Genomic DNA, 16,493 nt, shown 5'->3' on the forward strand with positions numbered 1-16,493 from the left:
GAGAAATTTTTATGTTGAAATTTTATGATGTATCTAAAATATATGATAAAAAGACAGTAGCACTAAATAAATTTACAATGTTTGTTAAAGAAAAACAGATTCATGCTTTATTAGGACACAATGGAGCTGGAAAGACAACAGCATTTATGGTTGCAAATAAATTTATCCCATTTGACAAAGGGGAAATAATTATTAAAAATAAAAACATTAAGGAAATCAAGAAAAATGAACTAAAAAAAATTGGTATTGTTACAGATAAAATGCAATTATATAATGAATTAACAGTTAAAGAAACACTTAATTTTTTTGCATCTATTCATAAAATAAAAAATCAAAAAAAGAAAATATTAGAAATCTCTGAAAAATTTGAATTATCAGAATTTCTGAATAAAAAAATAAAATCATTATCAACAGGGATGTATAAAAAAACAATAATTGCAATTTCTTTAATAGGAGACCCTTTTCTTGTTTTTCTCGATGAACCATTTTCTGGTGTTGATCCAGTAATGTTAAAAAAAATTTCTAAATTAATTGAACATTATAGAGATGTTAAAGGAACTACATTTATAATTTCATCTCATAATTTATCAGAAGTAGAAATAGTTTCAGATTTTATAACAATTATAAAAGAAGGATCAACTATTATAAGTGATTCAAAAGAAAATCTCTTTAAAAAATATAATTTAGAAAAAAGTTTTAAAATTACATATATTAACAATGGGAAAGTCTCTGAAACAGAAGTTAAAGGTGAAGAACAATTGCTATTAAAACTTAAAGAGTTAGACAAAAACAATACAAATATTTTAACAATAAATGAAAATAAGATTAGTTTAAATGATATATATAATGAAATATATCAAAAATAAATGTCTAAAATAAATTTCGATTTTTCATTGACATAAAGAATAATCCATATTATATTTGGGTTAGTGAGTATTTACTTATTATTTTAATTATTTATTATTTTATTTATTTTGTTTTAATTTAAATTTCTTAAAAAACATTTGATGTTAACAAGATAATTATAATTTTAATGATTATAAAATTATTTATAAATTATATTGACATAAAAACTTACTGTATTAATAATAGCAATACAGCATATACACCATAAATAGTTAGTTTTTATTAAAAGTTTATAAAATAAATAAACAGGAGAGCATAATGTCAGTTGTAAAATTACAGAATGTTAAAAAAATTTATATGCTTGGAAAAACTGAAGTCCATGCATTAAGAGGTGTTGACATCAATATTGAAAAAGGTGAATTTGTATGTATTGCAGGTCCTTCTGGTTCAGGAAAAACAACTATATTAAACTTAATTGGATGCATTGACCATCCAACAGAAGGTTCTGTTTTTATTGATAATGAAGAAGTCAAACTTTTAAATGATAATAAACTTACAGAACTTCGACTTCACAAAATTGGATTTATATTTCAATCCTTTAACTTAATCCCGGTTTTAAATGTATATGAAAATATTGAATTTCCACTTCTTTTGAAAGGGAAAATGTCAAAACAGGAAAGAGAAAAGATTGTAATGAGACTTATAGAAGAAGTTGGTTTAAAAGATAGGATAAAAAATAAACCAGCTGAACTTTCAGGTGGTCAAAGACAAAGAGTTGCAATTGCAAGAGCTTTAGTTACAAACCCTTCAATAGTTCTTGCTGATGAACCAACAGCTAACCTTGATTCTGAAACTGGACAAAAAATAGTTGACCTTATGAAAAAGATTAACAAATTAGAAAATACAACTTTCATTTTTTCAACTCATGATCCAGATATTATGAAACATGCTGGCAGAGTAATAAAAATCCATGATGGTCTTGTTGTTGATGAAATAATCAACAATCAGGAATCAATTAAAAGTTAAAAATCATTATAAAATAATTTTTAAATAAAGTAATATATAAATTGTAAAAATACTTGTAAAAATAATTGTAAAAATAATTATGAAAATAATTATAAAACTAATTGTAAAAAAATATAAAAAAAATCCATATAATAATTTTAATAATTAAAATCATATATTGGAAAAAAAGAAAAAAATTTAAAAAAAATTACTACAATAGTTATAATATCATAATTATAAATTAGTAACTTATAAAAAAAATGATTATAAAAAAAGTTAATAAAAATTAAAAATAAAATAAAACAAAAAATGGGGTTAAAAATGGCATTTTTTAAAATCGCATTAAGGTCAGTATTAAAACATAAAAATAAAATGATAGCAATAGGGATTTTAGTTATATTTGGAACAATGTTAATAATAGTAGGCCAGTCAGCAGTTATATCAATTAAATATCTTTCAAAAAATGCAATTATTAAAAATTTCACAGGTAATTTTATAATCTATTCTAATAAATCAAAAGAAAAACCATCCCCTTTTAGCTTTTCAGCACCACTAAAACCAATTGAAGACTTTAAAGAAATTTATGATACACTTAAAAAATATCCTGAAGTAGATGCTATTGTTCCTTTAGCTCAAAATATGGGAATAATTTCTGAACAGGGAAAAGAGGATATTCAATTTGTATTTACTGCAATAGATCCTGAAAACTATAAAAAAGTATTTAAAAATTTTGAAATAGTAAAAGGGAGTTTCTTTGATGAAAACGGAATTTTAATTTCAGAAAAAATGATAAACCGTGCAAAAAAAGATTTTAAACTTGAACTAAAAGTTGGGCAGGAAGTAACAGTTCTTGGTTTTACATCAGGAGGATCTGTAAATGCTGTTAAAACTAAAATAGTTGGTATATTTAAACCTAAATATTTTAGCAATATTTCATCAATGATAAATTTTATGGATATCAATACCTACAGAAATTTATACAATTTTGAAGGTATTGATGAATCAACACTCCCTGAAAATTTAAAAAAATCATATGACACAGAGAATGAAGAAGATATATTTGCTTTAGCTGATGAAGATATCCTGAGCAATGAAGATTTAAAATCATTAAAAATTAAGAGCAGCTCAGGTTATACCATGATAAGTGTTGTATTAAAGGAAAATGTCAATACAGAACAATTTCTAAATACCATTTCTCCTCTTAAAGATCAATTTGGGATTAAATTCGCAAAATGGGATGAGGCTTCTGGTGGACTTGCCCAAATGTCCAAAACTTTACAGATTTTTATAAATGTTGTTTCAATTCTTATATTTATCACAGTAGCAATAATTATTATGAACACCTTAATTGTTAATATCCTCGAAAGAACTGGAGAAATTGGAACAATAAGAGCAATCGGTGGTAAAAAGTCTTTTATTAGAAAAATGTTTATCACAGAGTCTTTAATTTTAAGTTTTTTAGCAGCTATAGCAGGAACTATATTATCAATAATTGTTATTGCTATATTACATAAAACAGGAATACAGATAAAAGGAATGGTTTCAGAAATTCTGTTCGGAGGTGGTAAATTATACCTTTCATTAAATATTGGTTCAATAATTCAATCTTTGATTATTGTTTTAGTAGTTTCTATAATTGCAACATTATATCCATTGAGAATTGCTACTAAAGTTACTCCTTTAAAAGCTATGTCTTCTAAATAAAAATAAATTAGAAATAAAATGGAGATAGATATGTTTAAATTTTTTAAAATAGCATTTAGAAATGTTTTTAGACAGAAAAAAAGGACATTTTCTTTAGGTATAACATACAGTTTTGTTACACTTCTTCTGGTTGTTTTATTCTCATTTTCTGCAGGTGCAGTTAAAAATATTACAAATAATATATCAATTTCAATCATGGGACATTTAAATATATTTGGAATAGAAAAAAACAATGGAAAACTGGTTCAAATATTAAAAAATTATGAAAACATTAACAAAACAGTTAAAGAAATATATCCTGATGTCTCAATTTATCCAAGATTTTCAGAAAATATTCAATTATACTATAATGGATACACTAAAAGATTGATGTTTAAAGGGATTGTTCCAGAACTTGAAACAAAATTCGCAAGTAATCTAAAATTTATAAAAGGAAGTTATGAAAAATTTAAAGAGCAAAAAGAAAACATACTTATAACAAAAGAAGATGCTGATTATTTTTCATTAAAAGTTGGAGATGAAATTGTTGCTTCAATTCAGACTATTTATGGTGCATATAATACAGGGATATTTAGAGTGGCTGGAATTTACCGTTCATCAAATATATTTGCAAGTATTGGCGTTGTTGCTCATCATGATTATCTTGCACAATTAAAATTAATGCCTAAAGGTTCTACCCAGCTTTTATGTATCTATTTTAAAAAAGCAAAAAACTTAGATTTACTTAGAAATAATTTAATAAAAAAATTAAATGCTAATGGAATTTTTGTTGAAAAACCTGATCCTTCTTTAAAATCAATGCCAGAAATAATGAAATCTTTAATAACAAGTGATTTGACCAAACCCAAAATCATTATTTTAACAATTGATGAAGTTTTATCTCAACTATCTAAATTTTCAACTGCAGTTAATTCAATTGGGATTGTAATTGGAATAATAATGTTTTTTATTATTGGAATTGCTTTGTTTGTAAATATAAAAATGTCTATAAATGATAGAATGAGAGAAATTGGAACATTAAGAACTATTGGATTGAAAAGGAAACAACTTGTAAATTTATTAATTTTAGAAAATGTTATTTTAGGTATAATCTTTACTTTTTTAGGTATAATATTGGGAATATTAACTACATTTATTATCTCTCTTTTTAAGATTACAAATGAAAATCTTTCTGTATTTCTAACAAACAACCATTTCTATTTTTATACAAGACCATTGGACTTATTGATAATGTTTATAATAATTGTGTTGTTTTCAATTATTTTTTCATACTTCCCATCAAGATATGCAGGGAAAATTGATCCTGTTGAGGCTTTAAGAAAAGAGTTTTAAGTAAATAAATAGCAAATATTAAGTAAGAATAAAAAATAAATATTAAATGCAAATTTAAAAACAAAAGTAAATTGAAGAGAAAAAAGGAGGAATTTATGAAAATAAAAACTATAGAAAAAAGAACTATTTTGAAATACCCTATTATTACTTTGTCTGCGATACTATTTTCAATCATTTTTATCTTATTGTCCGTTAATATATTTTCTGAAGATGGTTTATCAATTGCCAAGAAAGTAGAACAACGACTTAACTATGATGAAGACTTAAAAGCTGATATTACATTAATACAGAAAGACCCTGAAGCATCTGATAAAATTTTAAAAGCAGTATATTATAGAAGAGATAAAGATGATAAATTTACATTGATTTTTACATATCCAGATTCTGAAAAAGGAAAAGGGTATTTAAGAATAGGTAATAACTTCTGGATGTATCTACCAGCAACTAGAGAATTTGTACATAAAAGTAGAAAGGAAAATGTTGGTTCAACAGATGCAAAAGGGGATACATTTGAAAAGAAAAAAATTGAAGAATTATATAATGTAAAACTTATTGGCTCAAAAAAAATATCAAAATGGGATACTTATGTGCTTCAACTTGAAGCCAAACAACTTGATGTATCATACCCTATTCAGAAGTGGTATATTAGAAAAGATCTTTATCTCCCGGTAAAAATAGAAAATTACTCTTTATCAAATACTTTAATGCAAACACAGTACTTTATAAAATATGAAGAGATAAAGAAAAATAAATATATATTTACAAAAGCTTTATTTATTAACAATCTTGAAAAAGGGAAACAAACATTGATACAACTTGAAAATGTTTCCACAAAAAAGATTCCTGATGCCGTTTTTACAAAAGCATTTTTAGAAAATCAAAGTAGATAAAATTAAAATAAATAAAGGAAGATTTTTTATGAAAAATCAGAATAAAACTATTTTATGTGTTACAATAGCAGGAATTTTTTTTATAATTGCTGTTATATTTAAAAATCCTCTTTATGGTATAATTGCCGCTGTCTTTGACTGGTTACCCCTCCCTACAGGATGGATGAAATCAAATTCTTTAAAAAAAGCTACAGATTACAAAACATGGGTATGGATTCATACAATAATTACAATTATTGCATATGGTGTTTTTATTACATGGATTTTTAATATTGTGTTTTTTGCATATTTAAATTTTATTTTTTTTATAATCTGGTGGATTGCAGTAATGGCAGGAGTTATATTAATGCAAAAAGCTGGGAGGCAGTTATGAAAAGATATAAACTAATTGGATTGGTATTAATTCTATTTTTAGTTTTATCAGGTTTTGAATTTTTAAATATAAATGTTCTACATCATAATAATAATTTATTATCTATTACTATTATGGCGCAGGAGAATGATAATCCTGATGAAAATAATGATCAATCATCTGATGATGATATTTTTAATGAAGATATTTTTAATCAAGAACTTGAAAAAAGTACAGAAGAAGCAGAAAGCAACAAACTTCAAACCTTATTTGGTGGAAGTTTCTCTTTCAGTATGCCTCTTATAACTGACACAACTTTTGATAATTACTTACTTAATGGTGGTTTTTCAGGTTCCGCTTTTATTAAAATCTATGTTCCAATGGTTGGGCTTGCTTACCTTTCTTATGGATTTTCATATGACCTATTCTATCTTACAAATTCCAGTTCTAGTTCTTCATATTCTGCTGATTCATTGACCAAACTTAGCACAAATCTTATGGAATTTTTCTTTGATTTCAATATTAAACAATCCATCTTTTTTAGAATTGGATCTCAAGTAATTCACTGGGGATCTTCATTTTTCTGGACACCTGTTGATTTTATAAATATTGAAAAATACAATGCTACTTCTTCAGAAGATTTACGTTCAGGAAAACCTGGTATTAAGGTAAATATCCCTTTAAATTTCCCTTTTAAAAATTCTAACTTTTTTGCTTTTTTTGACCTTTATAACACTAATAATTCATTAGAGGATATATCTGAAATTCCTGTATCATTAAGATATGATTTTCATATTTCAGATTATGAATTTGCATTATCCACAAATTTTGGCAAAAATCAAAAAACTTATTTTGGATTTGATTTTTCAGGAGCACTTTTTGGTTTTGATATTTATAGTGAAATTTCTTTTTCTAAAGGATCTGATATACCAATTGTAAAAGAATCAACAGGATTTGTTCCATATGAACTTGAATATCCAGATTATGTTGTAAAAGCATCATTTGGTATACAAAAATCATTTGGTGATAATAGTGAATACTCATTAGCTTCTGAATTTTTTTATAATTCTGCAGGATATGATGACATACCATTTACATTGATATTTATGGCACAAAGTGCAACAGGATTGCAATTGTACACACCAATGTATCTGGGAAAATTTTATGGGTATATCTCATTTTCAAAATCAAAATTTTTATCAGATTACAGTTCCATTTCAATCTATGTTGTTTCAAATCTATCGGACCTATCATATATTGGTTCACTAACATTTAATCTTTCATTACCTGACACTTTACCTTTAAGTTTTGGCTTGAAATATTATGGCGGTGGTTCAGATAAAGAATTTACATATGGATTAACAAATAATGATAAAATAACATTTACATTTTCAACACATTTGAGTTTTTAAAAATAAAATAAAATTTCATAATAAATATATTTATTCAATAATTTTTGCTTTGTAATAACTTAAAAAAGGATATAAAGGTAAATTATCATATAGCTTTAAATATTCTTCTGTAATATTCAATTTTTTTTTCTTTTTATAAATATTTTTTCCAATAAAAATATATTTATTTTTTAATGAAATATTAGTTTCTTTTTTTTCAAGATCTTTTAATATCAGGTTTCTTTTTTCAGAAAGACTTTTAAGATAATTAAAAAAATATTCTGATATAAAGGATGATAGATCAAAAAAATGGTTATTTACTATTTTTAAATTATTTTTTTCAAATAAAATATTTATTATATTATCAAAGTTGCTATTTTTTATTAAATTACTATTTTTTAAAATGTTGTATTTAATATTTTTTTTATAAATATTATTGTAAATTTTATAAAAAAAATTTATGTAAAAAAGATATTCCTGCTGATATTTTATTTTTCCAAAAAATTTATTATCAGATGATGATAATCTATTTATAAATCCAGTTTTACAATACTTAAGATATTGACTTATTATATCAATTTTCATCTTTCCTAAGGTATCAAAATCCACCAATTTTTTTTCGATTTTCCCATTTTCGATTAAATAATTGGTTATTTCTAAAATTGTATCATACTTGCATCTGGTAAACTTTTCAAATCCAATTTTTATTTCTTTTTCTAAATTTTTAAAAACCTTTTTTGACAAAGAAAAAACTATTTGAAAAATCTCTTTTAATTTCATATTTAAAATTTTATTTATATAATTATTATCTATATTATTTTTCCTATAGTTATTAGAGTTTATAAAAACAATATCTTTGCATTTTTTTATAATTTCTTTAGTATTAATATTTCCATTAGAATCAATTTCACACAATATTTTATTAAATGGATCACTATTAATTTCTAAAAGAATATATTTAAATTGTATATCAAATATATAATATTCTTTATTAGCTATATCTTTATCTTTCAGTAAAACTATAAAAATTAGATAAAAAAACAAAATTCCTTCATATAAATTTCTATCAATTTTATTATTTATCATTAATAAAAAACTATAAGCTATAGCTTTTTTGTACCTTTTAGTAACTATAAGTGAATTTATATATCTCTCATTAAAATTATTTAAGTATGTATAATTAAGTTTATTTTTTTCAAACAAAATTAAATACTCTTTATTTATATTTTTAATCATTTTATTATTTTTTAATAAAATATATTTTGATTGAATTAATTTCAAATAAATTTCATTTTGAGATTTATCTTTAAACTTTTTTATTAAATCAATCAGAAAATCAAGATAATCTAAATTTCCATATTTAAGAAAAAAAAGATAAAGATACCCAATAAAATATGACCTAAAATAATTATCTTCTTTAAGATTACTAATAACATATTCAGAAAATGAAAAAAACTGAGGATACATTTCAAGTTTAAAATAAGTATATGATAAACTTAAAAAAGAATCATAAATAAAATATAATGGATATACTTTAAATTGTTTATATTTATTAAAATAATTATCAATAATTTTAAAATCAAATTCATTATTATTGATTTCAAAAACATTGTTTTTAATTGGAAAGTGTTTTAATACATATTCAAATAAAAGTAATGATTTAACAGTAAATAAATTAAGAGTTTGTATACTTATATTTACTACAAAATAAAATAATTTGAAATATTTAGACTTTTTTTTGTTATGGTATTTTAAATAACTAAAATAGTCATTAAAAATTTTTTTAACATAAACAAAATCACCGGCAAATGTTTTTTCAAAAATTATTTCCATTAAAAATGCTTCTCTTTCAATATTTGAAAGTGATTCATTTATTAAAATCAAATAAAAAAGATAATTATAATTCTTATTTTTTCTAAAATACTCAATAAATGAATTTAATAATCTTGTTTTCATTTTGTTATTTAAATCACATTTTATAAAATTTTTTCCTCTTTTCATATCATTATTATCAATAAGTATAATTTTATTTTTTATTAATAATTCTATTGCATTATCAAAAGTCAGAATGTTATCAGGATAAATTGGTAAAGTTAATTTAAAAAACAAATAATAATTTTTAATTTTATCAAATATGGATAAAGCAAAAATTATTGCTTGTAAATATCTATTAAAATAAAAATTTAAACTCAATAAATTTTTATATAAACCTATTTCTTTAAATTTTTTTAATTTACATTTATTAAACACAATATTAAGATCATTTTCATAATTTTCTTCTAAATACCTATTCAATTTTTTTTCAATATCTATAATATTATAAAAAGTAAAACATATTTTCTTTTTTAATATTCTATTTAAAGTTCTTCTATTGATATGAACAATTTTTGATAATTTTTTTATAGATATATTTTTTTCTTCTAAAACATGATTAATATTATCAATATTTTTTATAAATTGTTTTAATTTAAACCTGTAGTTCGCCATTTTCTTTTCCTTAAAGTTTACAATTAACTTTAATTTATTTTATACATACTTTTATAATACTTTTTTTTAAATTAGCTATATTTTTTCTATTTATTTATTTTATTTGCTTATAACAATTATTCTTCTATTTCACATTCCCTCCTGTCTTATATTCTATAATTTATCATTTTTTCTATCATATTTTAATAACCAAATTAAAAAATAAAATTTAAAAATAGTTAAATGCCCACCCCCCCCCCTTGAAAAATTGCGAATTTTTGTTTTTGACAAAAACAAAATTAATGTATATTTATAAATCATATTTTATGGAAATGAAAAATTGATAATAAAAAACAAAAATCAATCATTATTTTTTAAAAAATTTGTAAATTTAAATTTTAAAAAATAAAACTATAAAAGGGGAACGTATGGAAAAAATATCTAATATTAAATTTAAAGAAAGTAAATATAATATTTTTCAAGAAAAAGATAATAAAATATATTTATTAAATACTTTATCTAAAGCTATTGTAGAAATCGATAAAAATGAATTAGAATTTGTCCAAAAAATTTTAAAAAATATAAATGTTGATAAAAAATATTCAAAAAAATATATGACATATAAAAATTATTTAATAGAAAATGGATTTTTAATTGATAATGACATTAATGAAACTGAAGTTTTAAAATACAAATATTACAAAGCATATTTTAATGATCAATATTTATATATTACTTTACTTCCAACTTTAAATTGTAATTTTAAATGTAAATATTGTTTTGAAAATGAGAAAAATCTTAAATGGAATAATAAAATAGTAGAAACATTAAAATTATTTTCAAAAAATAATTTTATTAAAAAAGAAAAAGTTCATATTAGTTTATTTGGAGGTGAACCATTACTGGAATGGTCAAAAATTGAAAATTTTTTTGATTATATAAAAAATTTAGACATTAAATATAATTTTAATTTTTCCTCATCAATTGCTACAAATGGATATTTATTAAATGAAAATATTATTAATAAATTAATTAATGATTATAATTGTATATCATTTCAGATTTCTATTGATGGAAATAAAAAAACACATAATTCAACAAGGATATTAAAAAATAACAATCCAACTTATAATGTAGTTTTAAATAATTTAAAAAAACTGCTATTACTATCTAATGACAAAGTAAATATAAATTTAAGGATAAATTTATTAAATAATTCTTTAGAAGATATAGAAGAATTATTAGATGAATTTAGTAATGAAGAAAAACAAATAATGAAAATATACTTCAGACCAATATATAATAATGATAATTTTTGCATGGTTAATAAAAATAGAGAAAATCTTGAACAATTTTATAAGTTAGCCAAATTAAAAAGTTTTAAATTCTCTAAAATTCTTGTTAGTTCATATTATTGCGAAGGTGATCTTGGAATGAATAATTTTCATATAAATCCTGATTTAAAAATATGGAAATGTATGAATGATATGAATTTTAAAGATGCAAATATCGGATATATTGATGATAATGGGGATTTAATATTAGATAATAAAAAATTATTTAAATGGTTTTCTAAAGATCCTTTTGTTGATAATACCTGTATAAATTGTAAATTTTTACCTTTATGCTTTGGTAGTTGCCCATTAAATTACTTAAAAAACAAAAAAAGAAATTGTTTTTATGAAAAGCAATTTGATCTTGTAGATCTTTTCCTGAACGAATAGTTTTAAATTTTGGAGCTCCAAATTTAAATAATATTAAAGAAAGGAGGACTTATGAAAGTTTTAAAAAAAGCAGAAAGAAAATTATTTGATCTTAAAAATGTTGAAAATTTTGATATTTTAACATCTAATGGTACTTGCAATACTAATGGTTGTAAATGTGGTTGTTGATAATTAATTTCAAAATTAATTTTTTATTTTCTGAAATTTATTTAGAAAAAAAAGAGAACAAGGCAGAATAATTTCTGCTTTGTTCTTTATTTTAAAATATTTATATATATAAATATTTTTTTAGAAATACAAATTTTATTATGCCTATATTTTTAAATTTTATTAAAGGGAAATGTTTTTATGATTAAAACAATTAAAATATTAAAAAAAGCTTTTAATTTATTACATAAAAAATTAAAAATATATTTTATTTTAGCTTTAATAATTGGAATCATATTAATAATAATTGAATATTTTATCCCTTTATTTCAAAATTATTTTATTGATAATTCTTTGAAAATTAAAACTATATATTTTAAATACCTTTATATATTATTGTTTTTATATTTTTTATTCATCACATTAGAAAGCCTGGAAAATTATTTTAATATATTATCAGAGGATAATGGAATATATTATAATACAAAAAAATTTTATACAAAATTATTTTTTTTTGATAGAAAAAAATTATTATCAAAAGGGATTGGATATTACAGAAGTATAGCAGCAATGGAATCAGAAAATTTAATGCATTTTTTCAAAAGTTATACTTTTATTTTTATTTTTATGTTGATACAATCAATCTTTATCTTTAGAATTATATACTTATGGAATAAAATTATATCAATAGTAATAATTGCTTCTGTATTAATTATTGATATAAATATTTTATTATACTACAAATTTAGAAATAAAATATATAAAAAATTAAGAGAAAAAGAATCTATTTTATCATTTAAAATAATTGAAGCCTTGAAAACTAATTTTAGTTTAAAATTAAATTGTTTTGATTTTTATTATAAAAAACAAATTTTCAAAAATTCAGATAATTTATTTAAAGATAAGTATAAATATGGTAAAATTGAAGTATTTTTCCAGACATTAAACAATATTATTAAATATATAACTTTTGTTTTTATTTTAATATATTTAATAAACCAAATAATAAAATCTAATTTTAGTTATGGAAAATTAGTTGCAATTATTTCTTATTTTATGATAATTTATAGACCAATTGACTATATTTTTTATTTTATTGGATCTTTATCAACTTTATCAACTTCATATAATAAATTATTTGAAATAATTAATAACACCTATAAACAAGTAGAAGAAAAAATAATATTAGAAGATAAAATAAATAGCTTAAATTTTAACAATGTATCAATATTCTATAAAATTGAAGATAAAAATAATAAAGATAATAATAAAGATAATAATAAAAATAATAATAAAAATACTTCTGAAAAAAATAATATCAAATATGTAATAAAAGATTTTAATTTAGAAATTAAAGATAGCAAAAAGATTGCAATAGTTGGGTTATCAGGAGAGGGTAAAACATCAATATTAAAAGTTCTATATAAACAATCCAATAACTATGAAAATGAAATTATTATTAACAAAAATATAGATTTAAAATTAATACCATTATTAAATTATTATTACCACATAAATGTTTTCTCTCAGGAAACAGAAATATTAAACAGAACTTTGAAAGAAAATCTAATATTTAATAAAACATTAATAAAATTGAATGATTCAGATAAAATAAAAAGAGAAATAAAAGAAAAAGTTCAAAAAGTTATAATTAAATTAAAAAATATAATAACCAATAATAAATCAATCGGACAGATAGATTTTGATCAATATAAGGATGTTCTTTTAGAAAATAGAGAGATTATAAAATCAGGAAAAAACATAATTGATAATAAAATTATAAAAAAAACAATAAATTTAATAAAAAAAATAGTTAAACAGGATGAAGATATTGAAAATTATTTTTTATCAACAGGGTTTATATCTGATAAAATTGAATCTAACAATATATATTTATTTTACTATTTTAAAAAATTATTGTTTGAAAACAGATTAGAAAAGATGATAGAGGATTATATATTCAATTTGAAATATGTATTTGAAGAGGATTATGAAGAAGTAATAAAAAGACTTGAACTTAAAAAACTTGAAGGAAGAGAATTTGGAGAAGATGGAGCATTTATATCAGGAGGAGAAAGACAGAGAATAGTATTTGGCAGGTTTTTATTAAAGAAGAATTATGATTTATTTGTATTTGATGAACCTTTTACCTCATTAGATATTTTAGCAGAAGAGAAACTTTTACAAATTGCAAAAGAAAAATTAAAAAATAAGATGGGTATAATAATTTCACACAAATTAAATATATTAAAAGAGTTAGCAGATGAATTTATAGTTATTGATAAAGGCAAAGTTGTTGATAGAGGAACACATAACGATCTCATTAATAAAGAGGGGCTTTATAAAAAATTATTTGATAAATTTAGCAAACAGAGAAAAGTTATTGAAAAGTAAAAGGGGTTAAATAATGGCTATTTTAGATAAATCTGAAAAAAGAGCCTTTAGCATATTTAAAATATTTCCATTGAATATTAAAATTATATTTATTTTAATTATGGTTTTAAATATCCTATTTTTTGCTATAGATTATATTATTCCTTTAACTCAAAAAAATTTTATAAATTATTCCATAAAAATTAAAAATATTTATAATAAATATTTATTTAATATAATATTTTTTTACATTTTAATTATTATAATTGGATTCATAATAAAATTATTAGATAATAAAATAAAAATAAGCATAAACAAATTTTTTTATAGAATAACATTTAATAAAACTTTCAATAAAAATTATTTCGATTTTAAAAAAAAAGGTGCATCTTACTATGAAAACATAATATATAATGATTCTAAAAATGCCTCTCTTTTATTTCAATCTCAAAGTTTTAATTTTATCTTTAATTTTATCCAATCAATTTTTATTTTATTTTTGATCTATAAATGGAATAAATTGATATTTTTATTATTTATAATTCCTTCAATATCAGGTTTTTTATTTTTATTTAATAAATTTAATCTATTTGAAAAGAAATATTCTTTTATAAGAAATTCCAATACATCTAGAGCTGAATTTTCTGGTGAAATATTAAAAAATAATACAAGCATAAAAATTTATACAATTTGTTATGATTATTTAAAAAAATATTTTAATATAATAAAACATTCTGTAATAAAATTAAAATCTTATAATTTTAAACTTCATATATTAAATAATTATTTTTTTAATTTATTTAAATATCTTTTCTTTTCACTTATACTTTTTATTTCTATTAAACTTATTTTACAAAAAAAACTTAATTATGGACAATTAATAGCAATAATTTCATATTACAATTTAATGTTTAAATCGTTTAATAATTTTGAATTCTTTTTAGGTAATTTAAGGTATAGTGAATATTCTATAAATAGTATTTTATCAAATGTTTTTGATAATAAATTTCTTTTTAATAATAGCTATAAACAGTTAGAAGAAAAAATAATATTAGAAGATAAAATAAATAGCTTAAATTTTAACAATGTATCAATATTCTATAAAATTGAAGATAAAAATAATAAAGATAATAATAATTTCGAAAAAAATAATATTAAATATGTAATAAGAGATTTTAATTTAGAAATTAAAGATAGCAAAAAGATTGCAATAGTTGGGTTATCAGGAGAGGGTAAAACATCAATATTAAAAGTTCTATATAAACAATCCAATAACTATGAAAATAAAATTATTATTAACAACAATATAGATTTAAAATTAATACCATTATTAAATTATTATTACCACATAAATGTTTTCTCTCAGGAAACAGAAATATTAAACAGAACTTTGAAAGAAAATCTAATATTTAATAAAACATTAATAAAATTGAATGATTCAGATAAAATAAAAAGAGAAATAAAAGAAAAAGTTCAAAAAGTTATAATTAAATTAAAAAATATAATAGCCAATAATAAATCAATCTTACAAACAAATTTTGATCAATATAAAGATGTTCTTTTAGAAAATAGAGAGGTTATAAAATCAGGAAAAAACATAATTTATAATAAAATTATAAAAAAAACAATAAATTTAATAAAAAAAATAGTTAAACAGGATGAAGATATTGAAAATTATTTTTTATCAACAGGGTTTATATCTGATAAAATTGAATCTAACAATATATATTTATTTTACTATTTTAAAAAATTATTGTTTGAAAACAGATTAGAAAAGATGATAGAGGATTATATATTCAATTTGAAATATGTATTTGAAGAGGATTATGAAGAAGTAATAGAAAGACTTGAACTTAAAAAACTTGAAGGAAGAGAATTTGGAGAAGATGGAGCATTTATATCAGGAGGAGAAAGACAGAGAATAGTATTTGGCAGGTTTTTATTAAAGAAGAATTATGATTTATTTGTATTTGATGAACCTTTTACCTCATTAGATATTTTAGCAGAAGAGAAACTTTTACAAATTGCAAAAGAAAAATTAAAAAATAAGATGGGTATAATAATTTCACACAAATTAAATATATTAAAAGAGTTAGCAGATGAATTTATAGTTATTGATAAAGGCAAAGTTGTTGATAGAGGAACACATAACGATCTCATTAATAAAGAGGGTCTTTATAAAAAATTATTTGATAAATTTGCCAAACAAAGAAAAGTTATTGAAAACTCACAAATTTAAACCTATATTTAATTAAAATTAAAT

11 protein-coding genes are annotated in these 16,493 nt (G+C 20.7%); 10 read left to right on the top strand and 1 reads right to left on the bottom strand.

Features of this window, described 5'->3' with window-relative positions; all coding sequences use genetic code 11:
• The first annotated feature begins 11 nt into the window (after window positions 1-11).
• From ACZ5EC_RS08030 to ACZ5EC_RS08060, 7 genes are all read left to right on the top strand, one after another.
• Complete coding sequence (locus tag ACZ5EC_RS08030) at window positions 12-866, top strand: ABC transporter ATP-binding protein (protein WP_464301962.1); 855 nt, start codon at window positions 12-14, stop codon at window positions 864-866.
• A gap of 298 nt (window positions 867-1,164) precedes the next feature.
• Entirely contained in the window at window positions 1,165-1,872 is a 708-nt protein-coding gene (locus tag ACZ5EC_RS08035; RefSeq protein WP_464301963.1) for an ABC transporter ATP-binding protein, read from the top strand.
• Window positions 1,873-2,172: 300 nt separating this feature from the next.
• Window positions 2,173-3,555 carry an ABC transporter permease gene (locus ACZ5EC_RS08040; protein ID WP_464301964.1) on the top strand — a complete coding sequence of 461 codons (1,383 nt, stop codon included), beginning with the start codon at window positions 2,173-2,175 and terminating at the stop codon, window positions 3,553-3,555.
• A 30-nt stretch (window positions 3,556-3,585) separates the two neighbouring features.
• Window positions 3,586-4,887, top strand: a complete 1,302-nt coding sequence (locus ACZ5EC_RS08045; RefSeq protein WP_464301965.1) for an ABC transporter permease — start codon at window positions 3,586-3,588, stop codon at window positions 4,885-4,887.
• A gap of 95 nt (window positions 4,888-4,982) precedes the next feature.
• Window positions 4,983-5,777 (top strand): outer membrane lipoprotein-sorting protein, encoded by a 795-nt coding sequence (locus ACZ5EC_RS08050; protein ID WP_464301966.1) that lies wholly within the window; start codon window positions 4,983-4,985, stop codon window positions 5,775-5,777.
• Window positions 5,778-5,805: 28 nt separating this feature from the next.
• Complete coding sequence (locus ACZ5EC_RS08055) at window positions 5,806-6,150, top strand: hypothetical protein (RefSeq protein ID WP_464301967.1); 345 nt, start codon at window positions 5,806-5,808, stop codon at window positions 6,148-6,150.
• The gene (locus ACZ5EC_RS08060) at window positions 6,147-7,541 is read left to right on the top strand and encodes a hypothetical protein (protein WP_464301968.1); all 1,395 of its coding nucleotides are present in this window, start codon (window positions 6,147-6,149) and stop codon (window positions 7,539-7,541) included. The genes ACZ5EC_RS08055 and ACZ5EC_RS08060 overlap by 4 nt, the downstream gene beginning before the upstream one ends.
• 30 nt (window positions 7,542-7,571) lie before the next feature.
• On the opposite strand, the gene ACZ5EC_RS08065 is transcribed toward ACZ5EC_RS08060, so the two are convergent.
• Window positions 7,572-10,007 (bottom strand): helix-turn-helix domain-containing protein, encoded by a 2,436-nt coding sequence (locus ACZ5EC_RS08065; RefSeq protein ID WP_464301969.1) that lies wholly within the window; start codon window positions 10,005-10,007, stop codon window positions 7,572-7,574.
• Window positions 10,008-10,414: 407 nt separating this feature from the next.
• On the opposite strand from ACZ5EC_RS08065, the gene ACZ5EC_RS08070 reads away from it, so the two are divergent.
• The 3 genes from ACZ5EC_RS08070 to ACZ5EC_RS08080 all read left to right on the top strand — a co-directional run bounded on the left by ACZ5EC_RS08070 (window position 10,415) and on the right by ACZ5EC_RS08080 (window position 16,469).
• On the top strand, window positions 10,415-11,710 hold the full coding sequence (locus ACZ5EC_RS08070; protein WP_464301970.1) for a radical SAM protein: 1,296 nt from the start codon (window positions 10,415-10,417) through the stop codon (window positions 11,708-11,710).
• Window positions 11,711-12,058: 348 nt separating this feature from the next.
• A complete protein-coding gene (locus ACZ5EC_RS08075) occupies window positions 12,059-14,251 on the top strand; it encodes an ATP-binding cassette domain-containing protein (RefSeq protein ID WP_464301971.1) in 2,193 nt (730 codons plus the stop codon).
• A gap of 13 nt (window positions 14,252-14,264) precedes the next feature.
• Window positions 14,265-16,469, top strand: coding sequence for an ATP-binding cassette domain-containing protein (locus ACZ5EC_RS08080; protein ID WP_464301972.1), 2,205 nt, complete (start codon window positions 14,265-14,267; stop codon window positions 16,467-16,469).
• Window positions 16,470-16,493 lie beyond the last annotated feature (24 nt).

This window comes from Exilispira thermophila, assembly GCF_055389015.1.